Genomic DNA, 14,544 nt, shown 5'->3' with positions numbered 1-14,544 from the left:
CTTTTGGAAAGGAAGTAATCACAATGGCAAATCAGGCAAAGACGATAAATCAGAAAGGTGACCTTATGTCATATCGTCCTGATATAAAGCTTCTGGACGCAACTATCCGTGACGGAGGTCTTGTAAATAATTTTGGATTTTCAGACGAGTTTGTAAAAGAACTCTATAAAACTAACATAAAATCAGGCGTTGAATACATGGAGTTCGGCTACAAAGCTTCTAAGGAGCTTTTTGACGTCAAGGGGTTCGGTAAGTGGAAGTTCTGTGATGAGGAGGATATCAGAGCTATCGTGGGCGAGAATGACAGCCCTCTGAAGCTTTCTGTTATGGCTGATGTTGGCAGATGTGATTTCAAGAAAGATATCCTGCCAAAGAGCGAGAGCGTTATCGACATGATAAGGATTGCAACATACACTCATCAGATGCCTGGTGCGCTGGAGATGATAAACTACTGCCACGATATGGGCTATGAAACGACTATCAACATAATGGCTGTTTCTGCAAGCCGTGAGGACGATATCGCACAGGCTCTTGACCTTGTGGCAAAAAGCCCTGTTGACGTTATTTATCTTGTTGACAGCTACGGCTCACTTTTCCCAGAGCAGGTGAGAAGACTTACTGCGCAGTATTGCGAGGTGGCTGAGGCTAGTGGCAAAAAGGTGGGCGTTCATATGCACAACAACCAACAGCTCGCTTTTGCAAACACTATCGAGAGCATTTCTCACGGCGCAAGCTTTGCGGACGCTACAATGAGCGGAATGGGCAGAGGTGCAGGAAACTGCTTTATGGAGCAGATGCTCAGCTTCCTGAGAAACCCTAACTACAAGCTTACTCCTACACTGAAATTTGTTGAAAAGTACGTTGCTGAGGAGAGGGCAAAGGGTTCACAGTGGGGCTATGACGTGCCTTATATGCTCACAGGTGCGCTCAACCGCCACCCTCGTGCGGCTATCGCATTCCTGAAGGATAACAGAACAGATTACAACGAATTGTACATGGATCTTCTTAACGAGTTGTCATAAAACGATGTCATAAAATCATTCTTTCATATAAACGGCGTTTCCATAGTGATGTGGGACGTCGTTTTTGTGTTGCATAATTTTTTATCATATGTTATAATTATTTTATGTTTTCATAAAACCTTTTGGCGGATATCTCGTCATTATAGGTGAAAGGACTTTCAATGAAGTTAGGCGTGCCTTGTGAGGTGTTGCTTAAATGTAAGGGGGCGGAAAAATGGAGGACAGCAGGATAATTGAGCTTTATGAAAGCAGAGATCAGCAGGCTATTTCACAATCGGATATGAAATACGGCGGATACTGTTATTCTGTGGGCTACAATATTCTTGGAGTCAGGGAGGACACGGAGGAGTGCGTGAACGAAACTTGGCTCAGGGCATGGAACTCCATCCCGCCACAGAAACCCAGAATGCTGTCGGCATTTTTCGGGCGGATAACAAGAAATATCGCATTTGACAGATATCGTGCGTCAAAGGCCGCAAAGCGTGGAAAAGGTGAGATAGCGGCGGTCTTGGAGGAGCTTGACGAGTGCATACCTGACAATGACACCACCGAGAGTCTTTGCGACGGCAGACATCTTGAAGGGCTTATAAACGAATTTCTTGGTGAGTTGCAGGAGAGAGACAGAAATATATTTCTCCAGCGATATTGGTTTGCAACGCCTATAAAAGAGATATCAAAAAAGTATGCTATGAACCTGAACACAGTTAAGGCGAGCCTTTTCAGAAGCAGAAATAAGTTAAAGGCTTTGCTTGAAAAGGAGGGAGTTCTTTTATGAAAACAACAGGAGAGGATATTTTCAAGGCTTTGGAAAATGCTGACGAGCATTACATTGAAGAATGCAGACAGAGCGGCAGCGGCATAAAGATAAAAACCATATGGACAAAGTGGGCGGCTGTGGCGGCTTGCGGTGTTATCGCTGCAGCGACGGGTGTTATGATGTTTGCAGGCAGGTCGGACAAAGATATAAAGGCAAAGTCTGCGGCTGACCAGCAGATGGCAGACGAGGAAGCAACAGTGTCATATAGAGTTCCTTGGGACGAATATGCAATGAATGCAAAATATGAGACGTTTGAATATAACGATGTGGAATATGTTTCAATGGGTCATGTTGATAAGTCTTTTCTTGACAGCAAGCTCACCACCATGACTCTTGAAACGGAAAACTATGAGACAAACAAAAAGGAAACAACAAAAGCGGATATTTATTCAATAAAGGACTTGTCACCAAGCGTTTATTTGGCGGTGGTCTTTGATGACGGCTCTGTGGCGTGGTATGATGATTGGAAATACTCACCTGATTGCAAGACCGATATGACCCTTGATGACATAATAAATGACGTAAGTCTTGAAAAAACGGCTCATGTGGACTATGCTTACAATGATGCAGAAACGGGCAGGCTCAGAAAGTATACTAATACTGACATCTCAAAGCTGCTTGACTTGTTAAAGGACGATAATGGTTCATACAATGCGGTCTATGAGGGCGATGCTTATGAGAGCGACCCTGATATTAATTTGTCGGTAACAAATGATGATGAATATTACATTGAGGGCGGAATAACAATAAGCTTCTATGTAGAAAGACTTGACGCCAACGGTACGGCTTATTTTACTGCTAACGGAGATCTGTATGTTCAGCTTTTTGCAGGAGATATATTAAAATTTGATATAGGCGGTGAAAAGGCAGAAAAGCTTGAAAACTGGCTCAATGAGAACTGCGAATACACTGACGTAAAGAAAAACGCTGAGGTCGCTGACGATGTTGACCCTAGTGAGAAAGCGGTGACTTCTGTCGCCAAGGACGATCCTGATATGGCCGACGAAGTTGATATTGGATATATCGACTATTTTGAGGACGTTGGGGACAATACCTTTACAACAAAGGACGGCAGGCTCACGGCGAAATACTCCTATGAGGTAAGCGGAGGCGAGTTCATAAGCCATATTACCTACACAAACAACTGGGACAAGGACATGGCGCTTGACTTCACGACTGACCAGTATATCACCACAGAGGACAGTAAGGGCAATTCCACGAGCTATGGCGAAAATGGCGACAGAAACACCATGAACACTTTGCTCAAAGCCGGAGAGAGCTACACGTATGACAACAAGACGGATATTGGTGCCGACTACGTGAAAGGCACGGCAAAGATAACGCTTATCGCAAACACTGCAAGCGATAAAAACTGCAATGGAGTAAACTATGTGACGCTAAAAGATATAGAGATAGATTTTCAGTAATGAAATAGTTTAATGTATAGTGGAGAACTGAGTTTTTTCGATAAAAAAGATAAAAGCCTGTCGTATCGGACTGATACGGCAGGCTTGATTTTATTTGTGCTTGTAGACCACACGCTCTTTTACGTCTATCTGCTTGTAGGATATTTTGAAGCCTATCCATGTGGCAAATGGATAGAGTAGAGGGAATATGGCGGTCATGATGAAAACAAATGGGGACATATCTTTTACGTCGGCAGAGTGGGCAGCCCAATCTATAAGAGGATAGAAGCAGGCGTCGAGAAGCTTATAGGCAGGCATGAAGTTGAACGAGCCGCTGATTTTTGATATCATCAGCAGTATCATTGTTATGTAGCATGGTATGCTTGCAATAAGACCAAGTGTGAAGCCATAGTTAGGGCAATCCTTTTCACCGTGGAATGTGACCTTATTTCTGGCTTCCTCTCCCTGTTTCAGACCAAAGTCAGCCATAAGGCAGACCACTGTGAGAAGTCCTGTAAGACCGAAAATTATATTTGCCAATGCACCGAAAGGCTTTGCAACTGCGATAAAAAAGAGGAATACGAAAATTCCGAAGAACTCTGTTTCAACCCATTTCAGCAGTGCGGTGAGTATAGCTTTTTGTTTGTTGTATTTTTCCATTTTAATACTCCCGATAAAATTAGTATAAGATGATTATACCACGTTATCGTGATATTTTCAACTGTTATGCAGATTTTTCATCTGATAATCACAAAAGCTTCGGGCAGGATAATAACATAAAAAGGAGAGTGATAGCCATGAAAAAGCGTGACAAGAGCCGTTTCCCGCAGGCGTCAGACGGCACAAAGGTATACAAGCCCCATGACGTTATCTCGGCAGGTCAGGAATATGTTGTGACGGACAATTACACTGCGCCAAACGGCAGAGTATACAATCGTCAGGAGCAGAATGCAGGCTGGGCGAGAAAATGGGTAGACGAGAACGAAAAGTAGCCGTTGAAAAACCTCCGCAGGTGTGATATAATTACAGTATATCATGATCTGCGGGGGTATTTTTATGAAAAAGACAGCATTGGTAACAGGTGGCTCTGGTGGGATAGGCTCGGAGATATGCAGGGTGCTTGCTGAGGACGGCTGGCAGGTGGCTGTATGCTACAAGAATGGCAGGGCAGCGGCGGAAGCTTTGGTATCTGAGCTTAAAGAGCGTGGCTTATGTGCAGAGGTTTTTTACTGCGACATTGGCGACAAGGACAGTATAGATAAATGCGTGGCGGAAGTCAGGGACAGTTTGGGCTTTGTTACGCTTCTTGTAAACAACGCAGGCACAGCGGATATAGAGCTTTTCACTGACATGACTGACGAGAAGCTATGCGAGATGATGAACGTGAATCTGCTTGGTGCAATGCGTATGAGCAGGGCGGTGCTTCCTGAGATGATAAGGGAACACAGTGGAAATGTGATAAATATAACCTCAGTATGGGGCGAAAAGGGAGCTTCCTGCGAGGTTGCATACTCGGCGGCAAAGGCTGGGCTTATAGGATTTACGAAGGCGTTGGCGAGGGAAGTTGCCATAAGCGGTATAAGGGTGAACTGCGTATCCTGCGGAATGATAGACACGAAAATGAACGGCGAGCTGACGGAGGAAGATGTTCGTGTGATAGTTGATGACATACCGGCAGGCAGGATAGGCAAGCCGAGAGATGTGGCGAATGTTGTGCGTTTTCTCAGTGGAGAGGGAGCAGATTACATTCACGGGCAGGTCGTCAGAGTTGACGGTTGCTGGATATAGGTCACTCGCCGTGACGGGCATTTTACGCTGCAATTTGTGATATGATGTAATTTTGCACCGCTTTTTGAAATGTGTAGGGGAGCGATGCAATTTCTGCTTTGCAGAAATGCGACGTCCCTACAATTCTGAATTTCTACAAGTTTTGAGAACGGGCGAACGATGTTCGCCCCTACAGATTATTCGGGCAGGTTTGTTGTGCCGCAAAATCGCTACGCTCGGTGCTTTATTTTTACCTCATGCTTGTGTACAACTTTGGTCTGCTATGCCAATTCCTCACTCCTCATTCCTCACTCCTCATTTAGCTTCGCCGTGTATACTCTCCACACACATCTGCATATACTAAGTTAAAACATTTTTCCCCATCAGGACAAGGAGGTCAGTATATGGATTATCTTATGCTTGTGGATAAATTCAATCCCATAGATATGGGATTTTACGATCGTGTGGAGTTGACAGAGGTGAACGGCAAGTTTATGGAATCTCAGGCAGGAAACAGGCTCAGGCTTCTGCTCAAAAAGGCGGAAGCTGACGGCATAAAGCTGAAAATTATTTCCGCCTATCGCTCTTTTGAATATCAGCAGATGCTTTGGGAGCGTGAAGTATCTCACGAAATGTGGGGCGGTCTGAGTTATGAAAAGGCTGTGGAAAAGGTGGGCAGAACTCTCGCTCTCCCCGGGTCAAGCGAACACAACACCGGGCTTGCTGTGGATCTCGGCAGAGAGGGTGACAATGATGTGAGCGACGATTTTTACAAGACGCCTGAATCACGGTGGCTTTGTGCAAATGCCGCAGATTTCGGCTTTATCCTTCGCTATCCTCGCCTTAAAGAGCAGATGACCGGCATTGATTTTGAGCCGTGGCATTATCGTTATGTGGGCGTTGAAGCCGCTCGTATCATTGCCGCAGGCGGGCTTTGCCTTGAGGAATTTCTGCACTTTTACTCGGAAAAATATATCTGAAAATCCTGTGAAAATAATTGACAGAAAGAGCATTGTGTAGTATAATTATAACAAAGCTATGAGCGATAGCCGCAAGTTTTTGTATGCTATTGCGAAAGAAAGGAAGTTTTGTTATGTCAAACTATTCAAGAAAAAAGTCGTTCTGGACTTTAATGGGTGCGATGATACTTGTTGTTGCGTCAACTGCGCTTTTTGTATACAAATATTTTGAGGATAAGGAGCATGCCGAAAAGTGGAAAGACTATGAGGAGTGCGGTATACAGTAAATAACAGACAGCTTTAAAGGCACTGCTTTTTGTGAGCAGTGCCTTTGTATATCAACACAATTCATTGATGTAAAGTTTATCGAAATCGCTGAAAAAGCGTGCTTGCACTTGAAATGCGGTTTGAAATGTGATATAATAGTCGTAATGACCTGATGACAAACTTGTTCTAGGGAGGGACGTTATAATGCAGATAAGAGAATCAGCTGAAAATTATCTCGAAACGATACTTATTCTCAGCCAGCGCAAGGGCAAAGGCGAGGTAAGAAGCATAGATATAGTAAACGAACTTGAGTTTTCAAAGCCGAGCGTAAGTGTGGCAATGAAAAATCTCCGTGAGAACGGCTATATAACTGTCGATAAGGACGGTTATATTCGTTTGACAGACAAGGGCTTGGAGATAGCCGAGAAAATGTATGAGCGTCATACGTTGCTTTCACAGTGGCTCATAAAGCTTGGTGTTGACGAGAAAGTTGCAGTAGAGGACGCTTGCCGTATGGAACACGTTATCAGTGCGGAGTCCTTTGCGGCTATCAAAAAGCACACAGGTATGGCTTGATAAGATGATAATTGCCGTGGGCCTTCCTGCGGCATTTTTTATTGCAAACAAAAAGGAGAACAGCTTTGTGCCGTTCTCCTTTTTCTGTTATTTGAATTTGTCTTTGAGCTTGTCAAAGAATGTTTTGCGCTTTGCGTAGTTCTTTTCACCGAGAGACTTTTCGTAGTCACGGAGCTTTTCTTTCTGCTCTTTGGTCAGATTGCGTGGAACTTCAACTGTTACACGAACGTAGTGGTCGCCGTGGTCGTTTCTGTTTACCTTCTTTATGCCCTTGCCTCTCAGACGGAACACTGTGCCTGTCTGTGTACCCTCCGGCACTGTGTATTTTACCTTGCCATCAACTGTAGGAACTGTTATCTCGTCACCGAGAGTAGCCTGTGCATAAGTAAGCGGTATCTCTGTCCACACGTCATAGCCGTCACGCTCGAAAATAGGGTCAGGTCGAACTGTAATGTTGATGTGCAGGTCGCCGTTAGGACCTCCGTTTATACCGCAGTTGCCCTCACCGCCTACTCTAAGTGTCTGACCATCGTCGATGCCGGCAGGAACGTTTATCTCCTTTTCAGATACCTTCTTTACTCTGCCCTGACCGTTGCAGGTATGGCAAGGGTTGTCGATTATCTGACCCTTACCGCCACAGCGACTGCAAGTCGTGGTCTGAGCGATGTTTCCGAAAGGCGTTCTCTGTGTTATCCTTACTGTACCAGTGCCGTGGCAGTCAGGACAGGTCTTAGGCGAAGAACCTGCGGCTGCGCCTGTGCCGTGACAGTCAGGACATTTTTCGGCTCTGTTTATGCGAAGTTTCACAGTCTTGCCCTTGCAGGCTTCCATGAAGTCAAGAACAACGTTCGCTCTTATATCCTCGCCGCGTCTTGGTGCGTTAGGGTTAGCAGAACGTCCGCCACCGAAGCCACCGCCAAATCCACCGAAAATGGAATCGAAAATATCGCCCATATCGCCAAATCCGCCGAAGCCTCCTGCACCTGCTCCACCGCCTGCACCGTAGTTCGGGTCTACGCCTGCGTGACCAAACTGGTCATATCTTGCTCTTTTATCTTTATCTGAAAGCACCTCATAAGCTTCATTTACTTCCTTGAACTTCTCCTCGCACTCTTTGTCGCCAGGGTGAAGGTCAGGGTGATACTGCTTTGCAAGCTTACGGAATGCCTTTTTTAATTCATCGTCTGTGGCAGTTTTAGAAACGCCAAGCACTTCATAGTAATCTCTTTTTTCAGCCATATAAACGCCCATGCTCTGTAAGCTGCAGATCGTGAAAGTCTTGGGGCATGGGCTTGCCTCCTTTTTGTAAGTATAGTCCTTTCACGCTTTTCACACAGCCTTTTAATACGGCAATAGCCCCTGCTCGAAAAATCGGAGCAGAGGCAGCCGTTATAATTTATTCTGCGTCAGTAAATTCAGCGTCTATAACGTCGTCGCCACCGTTGTTTGAAGCGCCGCCGTTGTTGCCACCATTTGCTCCGCCCATGTTGTTAGGGTCAAAGCCTGCGGCACCGCCTGCTGCCTGCTGTGCCTGTGCAGCCTGCTGATATACCTTAGTTGCAACGCCCTGGAATGTTTCCTCAAGCTCCTTGTGCTTAGCCTTGATAGCCTCGATATCAGTACCCTTGAGGGCTTCCTTAAGAGCGTCTATCTTAGCCTGACAAGCTGACTTGTCAGCAGCGTCTACCTTGTCGCCGAACTCGCCCAGTGACTTTTCAGCCTGGAAGCAAAGCTGGTCAGCAGCGTTTCTTGCGTCAACGTCCTCTTTCTTCTTAGCGTCCTCTGCTGCATATGCCTCAGCTTCCTTGACAGCCTTATCTATATCGTCCTTAGACATATTTGTTGAAGAAGTGATCGTGATGTTCTGCTCCTTGCCTGTGCCAAGATCCTTAGCGGAAACGTGTACGATACCGTTAGCGTCGATATCGAATGTTACCTCGATCTGTGGAACGCCTCTTGGAGCAGGAGCGATTCCGTCAAGTCTGAACATACCGAGCTGTTTGTTGTCCTTAGCGAACTCACGCTCACCCTGAAGTACGTTGATATCAACGGCTGACTGATTATCAGCGGCAGTTGAGAATATCTGTGACTTCTTTGTAGGTATAGTTGTGTTTCTCTCGATGATCTTTGTGCAGATACCGCCCATTGTTTCAAGACCAAGTGACAGTGGAGTTACATCGAGGAGGAGCAGACCGTCCTTAACGTCGCCTGCGAGAACGCCGCCCTGATATGCAGCGCCAAGTGCTACGCACTCATCTGGGTTGATGCCCTTGAATGGCTCTTTGCCAAGGAATTTCTTAACAGCTTCCTGAACGGCTGGTATTCTTGAAGAACCGCCGACCATAAGGACTTTCTGAAGCTCGTTAGCTGACAGACCTGAGTCTGAAAGTGCCTGACGAACTGGTCCCATTGTTGACTCAACAAGGTCTGCTGTCATTTCGTTGAACTTAGCCTGTGTAAGTGTCATTTCAAGATGCTTTGGACCTGTAGCGTCTGCTGTGATGAATGGGAGAGAGATAGTTGATGAAGCAGTAGAAGAAAGCTCTATCTTAGCCTTTTCAGCAGCTTCCTTGAGTCTCTGCATTGCCATTTTATCACCTGAGAGGTCAACGCCCTCAGTCTTCTTGAACTCTGCAATCATCCAGTCGATAATTCTCTGGTCGAAGTCGTCGCCGCCCAGGTGGTTGTTACCTGCTGTAGCAAGAACTTCTGTAACACCGTCGCCCATTTCGATGATAGATACATCGAATGTACCGCCGCCCAGGTCGTAAACCATGACCTTCTGATCCTCTTCCTTATCAATACCGTAAGAAAGTGCAGCGGCTGTTGGCTCATTGATGATTCTCTTAACTGTCAGACCTGCGATCTGACCTGCGTCCTTAGTAGCCTGTCTTTGTGCGTCTGTGAAGTAAGCAGGAACTGTGATAACAGCCTCTGTTACCTTTTCGCCCAGATAAGCCTCAGCGTCAGCCTTCAGCTTCTGAAGTATCATAGCTGAAATTTCCTGTGGAGTGTAATCCTTGCCGCCCATGTGAGCCTTGTAGTCAGAGCCCATATGTCTCTTGATAGAAATTACAGTGTTGTCATAGTTTGTAACAGCCTGTCTTTTTGCTACCTGACCGATAAGTCTGTCGCCGTTCTTTGAAACGCCAACTACTGACGGAGTTGTTCTTGCACCCTCGCTGTTAGGGATAACAACGGCTTCGCCGCCCTCCATAACTGCTACACAAGAGTTTGTTGTACCTAAATCTATACCGATGATTTTGCTCATAAGATCAAGTCCTTTCAAAATTTACTTAATTTATATCAAGACCTTAAGTCCCGATGTCTTTGTTTATGGGTTTGCTACTATTACCATTGCGTGTCTTATTACCTTGCCGCCTATGGTGTAGCCGTTTTGAAGCACCTGCGCCACAATATTTTCACCCAGGTCAGGGTCGTCAACTGTGCTGACCGCCGTTGCAACGTTCGGGTCAAATTCCTTGCCCGCAAGCTCCATGACCTCAACGTTGAGTTTTTTCAGAGCGTCGCTGAACTGATTGAAGATCATTTCAACACCCTGTTTATAAACTGCGTCCTGAGTTTCTGTGCCTAACGCTCTTTCAAAGTTATCAAACACCGGCAGGAAGCCGTTTATCACATTTCCCTTTGCTGTGTCTGTAAGCTCCAGTCTTTCCTTTGCGCTTCTTTTTCTGAAGTTATCATATTCAGCCATAAGTCTGAGATACTTGTCATTTGCTTCGGCAAGCTCTTTTTTCAGCTTTTCTGTTTCGCTCTCCTCCGCCTTTTTCTCTGTATCCTCAGTGGCATTTTCTGCGGTATCCGCCGCTTCTTTCACTTCTTCGCTTTCAGCAGAGGTGTTTTCCTCTTTTTCAAGCTCGGTGTCCTTTTCAGTTTCCTTACTCAATTTACGCCGCCTGCCTTTCTTTTTATTCGTTTTCGTCATCTTCTTTGTTTTGCTCTTGTGGCTTTTCGGATATCATTTCCGATATCTTTCCTGTGAAATACTCGAGATATGGGATAAACTTCGCATAGTCGAGCCTCATAGGACCTATAAGCCCCAGCGCACCTGCTGTTTTGCCGTCCTTTGAGAACGGAGCTGTTATAATAGAGGAGTTGTGGATAACAAACCCGTCACGCTCAGGGGAGAACATAACGTGAAGCCCTGAGAACGTTTCGTCAATAAATCCTTTAAGCTCCTTCTGATTATCGAGAAAGCTTATTATCTCATTTTGGTTGAAGTCCTTGCAGGTGAGAAGATTACTCTGACCTTTGATAGACACGCTGCTCATTTCCTTTGTCATCTTCATTATCTCGGAAACAAGCGGTGAAAGGGTCATCATGTACGTTCCCATTGCTTCTGTGAGCTTTTCAAGATAAGCGTCCGAAAGACTGTCGATAGGCACGCCGTTGAGATTTTCCTTTACGAAGTTATCAAAAAACTCAAGCTGATCCTGACTGAGGTCGAACTCCAATCGGCAAACCTTATTCTTAATAGAGCCGTTGGACGTTATCATCAAAATAACGTACATTCTCTTTCCTGTAGGTATTACCTCTACCTTTGAGATAAGCGAGAACTTTGGCGTTGCGTTTGCGACCACCGCCGCACATTTCGTAAGATCCGCCAATGCCATTGAAGCCTTGTTCACAAGGTCTTCCTCTGTGACATATTCCTGCGGTATCATTGAATCCAGCATCTTCTTTTCATTTGCTGTAAGCTGGTTTTGTTCCATGAGCTGGTCAACATAAAGCCTGTAGCCTTTATATGTTGGTATTCTGCCTGCGGAGGTGTGTGGCTGTTCGAGATAGCCTTGCTTCTCAAGCTCTGCCATTTCATTTCTTATGGTCGCTGAGGACGCTTTGACGTGAGCCATTATCGCCTTTGAGCCTACAGGCTCGCCAGTTACGATATATTCATTGACTACCGCTGAAAGTATTTTCAGCTTGCGGTCGTCCATTTGCTCACCACCCGTTCTTCTTGTTAGCACTTATTGTATTTAAGTGTTAGCACTCTTTCTTCTCGAGTGCTAAGTATAGTTTATACCCTTTTGACGATTTTGTCAAGGGGTTTAAGACTATTTTTCTCACAAATTTTAAAAATATTTGAATTTCTTTTCCGTCATATTGCACAACACTTTGCTGAAAATGCAAAAAAGCGGGCAGACCGCAGTGGTCTGTCCGCCCGATGTTGGAAAAAGATCAGATAAAATTATTCTTTTGTATAAGCAGAAAGATCAGGAACAGTAAGCAGGCTGTCGTCTGCTTCGCCTATGGAATCTACAGTGAAGTAAACTGCGCTTGATTCGTCAGCACCCTCTGGGAGCAGAACTACCTGCTTAAGGTCATATGTAGCGCCGTCAAAGCCGTAAACTATCTGACCCTCACCGCCTGAAACACTGCTGTCGAGGTTATAATACTCGTGAACAACGTTTGTTGTTGTGTCAATATATGCGTGGTCAAAATCGAGTGTCGCACCGAAAAGTATGTCGGCTGACTTCCACTGATTTCCGTCGTCGTCCTCGATACTGTAGGTGGTCGTGCCTTCTGAAACGTTGTAAAGCTTTCCGTCGCCAGGGCAAACTGTGTATGACTTCATGCCCTGAACTGTGAGTGCCTGATAAGCCTTGCCGTCCTTTATGCAGATAGTATACTTTGTGCCGTTGTTTGTCATCTGACCTGTAAGGTTAGCAAGATAGTTGCCCTCATACTTGTCTTTCATCTGCTCGAAAGCTCTGAAATCGCCGTCAACGTCATAATCTGTTGTGCCAACATTTGTGACAGCACTTTCGTCTGCAGTGCTTTCAGCAGGAGCGGCAGACTCTGCGGCAGCCGTTGTTGTAGTAGTTGTTTCAGCCTTTGAAGAGCTTGCAGTATCGCTCCCAGTGCAGCCTGCCATTGCTGTACACATTGCCAAAGCTGCAATAATAGTTACCATTTTCTTGTTCATAATATTTTGCCTCCGAAAAAATGACAAGAATTACTCGGCTGACTCAGCGCCTGACTCAACATCGAGTTCAGCGTCATAAGGGATATCTTCAGTGTCCTTATCGAAAGACTGCTCTGTCCAACTGTCAAAATCGTCAGGGAGCTTGACTTCAACGTTTTCAGTTGTGAATGAGTTTACTGTAACAGTAGTCGTTGAGCCGTCAGAGATAGTTTCTATCTTAACAATATCCTTTGTGTCAGCATTGAAGTAATACTTGAATGTTGTTGTGAAAGAATAATCGTCAGAATCGCTTGTGTCGAGAGTTACGCCTGATTCAAGCTCGATATCAGGATCTTCTGTGCTTTCAAAAGTTTCGCAGATAAGACCGTCGTCAGTTGTTTCAGAGCTTATGAACTTGTAGCTGTCGTTAATGCCGTAGCCTATCTCACTCTTGAAGTCGTCGATAGATTCTTCCATATCAACAGTGTAATACGTTTTTGACTCGCTGTCAAGTGTGTACATAACTCCGTCGATATTATAGATGTCCATATCCACGCCCATAAAGTTCATTTTCATGTGCATATTGCCGCCTGCTATCTCAACAACAGCTGATGAATTGTCATATTCGCTTGCCACTGTCATGTCGATAGCAAGGCTCTCGCCCTGTATCTTCTTTGTATACTGCGCTGTGAGAGTATCCTCGAGATCTGTGGCTGTGCCTGCTTCTGAAGCAGTTGACTCGTCAGCGGCTGCGCTTGTTTCTGCCTTTGATGTGCTGTCTGCTTTTGATGAGCTTGAAGAACTGCTGTCAGAACAGCCTGCCATTACTGCGCATGACATTATAAGTGAAACGAGAAGTGCAGTTATTTTTTTCATTATAAATACCTCTTTCTAAAATTTTAATAAATTATTATTGTTATATAACCTATACTCAAAACTATAACATATTTCAAAAATAGCGTCAATAGATTTTGTGAAATATTTTTCCCTTTTCGTATCGAACCACAAATCAACAAAGCTAAGAAAGCATGATTTAGGTATTTATAATCAAACATATTTGTGGTATAATGTGAATAGTAAGAATAAAAGGAGCGAATTATGAGATACGATAATATACATAAAGGCAAATTTCTATCAAGACCGAACAGGTTTATCGCCAACGTTGAGATAGACGGCAAAGCCGAGGTCTGCCATGTGAAAAATACGGGCAGATGCAAAGAGCTTTTGATTGAGGGGTGTACTGTTTGGCTTGAACATTCAGACAGCGAATCGAGAAAGACTGCTTTTGACCTTGTTGCAGTGGAAAAAGGTGACAGGCTCATAAACATGGACAGCCAAGCCCCGAATAAGGCGGTAGGGGAGTGGCTGAGAGAAAAAATGCCTTTTGGCGAGGGTTTCTCGGTCTATCCCGAAAAGAAATACGGCAATTCACGCTTTGATTTTTACTTAGAGTCGCAGGATAGGAAGATCTTCATGGAAGTCAAGGGCTGTACGCTGGAGAAAGACGGCGTTGTGCTTTTCCCTGACGCTCCTACCCTCCGTGGAGTGAAGCATATAGAGGAGCTTTCTCACTGTCTTGATGAGGGGTATGAGTCTTATATAATGATACTCGTTCAGATGAGCGATGTGAAATATTTCACTCCAAATTATGACACTCACCCTGAGTTCGGAGAGGCTTTGGAGAAAGCTTCACGAAAGGGCGTGAAGATACTATGCTATGACTGCAACGTGACTCATGACTCTATGACAGTGGGCAAGCCTGTTAAGGTGAAGCTGGGCAGGTAATATGACGGCTCGTCCTGCA

16 protein-coding genes are annotated in these 14,544 nt (G+C 45.0%); 9 read left to right on the top strand and 7 right to left on the bottom strand.

The window, feature by feature from the left end:
* The first annotated feature begins 23 nt into the window (after window positions 1-23).
* The 3 genes from QVO88_RS06690 to QVO88_RS06680 all read left to right on the top strand — a co-directional run bounded on the left by QVO88_RS06690 (window position 24) and on the right by QVO88_RS06680 (window position 3,266).
* On the top strand, window positions 24-1,022 hold the full coding sequence (locus QVO88_RS06690; RefSeq protein ID WP_022287726.1) for an aldolase catalytic domain-containing protein: 999 nt from the start codon (window positions 24-26) through the stop codon (window positions 1,020-1,022).
* 214 nt (window positions 1,023-1,236) lie between these two features.
* On the top strand, window positions 1,237-1,797 hold the full coding sequence (locus QVO88_RS06685) for an RNA polymerase sigma factor (RefSeq protein WP_022287725.1): 561 nt from the start codon (window positions 1,237-1,239) through the stop codon (window positions 1,795-1,797).
* Entirely contained in the window at window positions 1,794-3,266 is a 1,473-nt protein-coding gene (locus QVO88_RS06680; RefSeq protein ID WP_022287724.1) for a hypothetical protein, read from the top strand. The genes QVO88_RS06685 and QVO88_RS06680 overlap by 4 nt, the downstream gene beginning before the upstream one ends.
* A gap of 90 nt (window positions 3,267-3,356) precedes the next feature.
* On the opposite strand, the gene QVO88_RS06675 is transcribed toward QVO88_RS06680, so the two are convergent.
* Window positions 3,357-3,905, bottom strand: a complete 549-nt coding sequence (locus QVO88_RS06675; protein WP_022287723.1) for a hypothetical protein — start codon at window positions 3,903-3,905, stop codon at window positions 3,357-3,359.
* Window positions 3,906-4,042: 137 nt separating this feature from the next.
* Between QVO88_RS06675 and QVO88_RS06670 the strand changes: the two genes are divergently transcribed.
* From QVO88_RS06670 to QVO88_RS06650, 5 genes are all read left to right on the top strand, one after another.
* Window positions 4,043-4,237 (top strand): hypothetical protein, encoded by a 195-nt coding sequence (locus QVO88_RS06670; protein ID WP_022287722.1) that lies wholly within the window; start codon window positions 4,043-4,045, stop codon window positions 4,235-4,237.
* Between the two features lie 64 nt (window positions 4,238-4,301).
* A complete protein-coding gene (gene fabG / locus QVO88_RS06665) occupies window positions 4,302-5,033 on the top strand; it encodes a 3-oxoacyl-ACP reductase FabG (protein WP_022287721.1) in 732 nt (243 codons plus the stop codon).
* A gap of 383 nt (window positions 5,034-5,416) precedes the next feature.
* Complete coding sequence (locus QVO88_RS06660) at window positions 5,417-5,992, top strand: M15 family metallopeptidase (protein WP_022287720.1); 576 nt, start codon at window positions 5,417-5,419, stop codon at window positions 5,990-5,992.
* Window positions 5,993-6,105: 113 nt separating this feature from the next.
* Window positions 6,106-6,258 carry a hypothetical protein gene (locus tag QVO88_RS06655; protein WP_022287719.1) on the top strand — a complete coding sequence of 51 codons (153 nt, stop codon included), beginning with the start codon at window positions 6,106-6,108 and terminating at the stop codon, window positions 6,256-6,258.
* A gap of 184 nt (window positions 6,259-6,442) precedes the next feature.
* Window positions 6,443-6,814 carry a metal-dependent transcriptional regulator gene (locus tag QVO88_RS06650; RefSeq protein ID WP_022287718.1) on the top strand — a complete coding sequence of 124 codons (372 nt, stop codon included), beginning with the start codon at window positions 6,443-6,445 and terminating at the stop codon, window positions 6,812-6,814.
* An 87-nt stretch (window positions 6,815-6,901) separates the two neighbouring features.
* Here the strand turns inward: QVO88_RS06650 and dnaJ are convergent, their stop codons facing one another.
* From dnaJ to QVO88_RS06620, 6 genes are all read right to left on the bottom strand, one after another.
* A complete protein-coding gene (gene dnaJ, locus QVO88_RS06645; protein WP_022287717.1) occupies window positions 6,902-8,053 on the bottom strand; it encodes a molecular chaperone DnaJ in 1,152 nt (383 codons plus the stop codon).
* A gap of 157 nt (window positions 8,054-8,210) precedes the next feature.
* Window positions 8,211-10,085: a molecular chaperone DnaK gene (dnaK, locus tag QVO88_RS06640; RefSeq protein WP_022287716.1), complete on the bottom strand. Its 1,875-nt coding sequence runs from the start codon at window positions 10,083-10,085 to the stop codon at window positions 8,211-8,213.
* A gap of 63 nt (window positions 10,086-10,148) precedes the next feature.
* The gene (gene grpE / locus QVO88_RS06635; protein WP_022287715.1) at window positions 10,149-10,721 is read right to left on the bottom strand and encodes a nucleotide exchange factor GrpE; all 573 of its coding nucleotides are present in this window, start codon (window positions 10,719-10,721) and stop codon (window positions 10,149-10,151) included.
* Window positions 10,722-10,743: 22 nt separating this feature from the next.
* Complete coding sequence (hrcA, locus tag QVO88_RS06630; protein ID WP_288177851.1) at window positions 10,744-11,802, bottom strand: heat-inducible transcriptional repressor HrcA; 1,059 nt, start codon at window positions 11,800-11,802, stop codon at window positions 10,744-10,746.
* Between the two features lie 221 nt (window positions 11,803-12,023).
* Window positions 12,024-12,761 carry a hypothetical protein gene (locus QVO88_RS06625; protein ID WP_022287713.1) on the bottom strand — a complete coding sequence of 246 codons (738 nt, stop codon included), beginning with the start codon at window positions 12,759-12,761 and terminating at the stop codon, window positions 12,024-12,026.
* Window positions 12,762-12,791: 30 nt separating this feature from the next.
* Window positions 12,792-13,616: a hypothetical protein gene (locus QVO88_RS06620; protein ID WP_022287712.1), complete on the bottom strand. Its 825-nt coding sequence runs from the start codon at window positions 13,614-13,616 to the stop codon at window positions 12,792-12,794.
* Window positions 13,617-13,838: 222 nt separating this feature from the next.
* Here QVO88_RS06620 and sfsA point away from each other — a divergent pair, with 222 nt between their 5' ends.
* The gene (gene sfsA, locus QVO88_RS06615) at window positions 13,839-14,525 is read left to right on the top strand and encodes a DNA/RNA nuclease SfsA (RefSeq protein ID WP_022287711.1); all 687 of its coding nucleotides are present in this window, start codon (window positions 13,839-13,841) and stop codon (window positions 14,523-14,525) included.
* The last annotated feature ends 19 nt before the right edge of the window (window positions 14,526-14,544 follow it).

Origin of the sequence: Ruminococcus sp. CAG:57 (assembly GCF_000435935.1) — a bacterium.
Classification (GTDB): Bacteria; Bacillota; Clostridia; order Oscillospirales; family Ruminococcaceae; genus Hominimerdicola; species Hominimerdicola aceti.
Note: the sequence above shows the minus strand (reverse complement) of the source record. Positions and strands in the feature narration are given on the sequence as shown.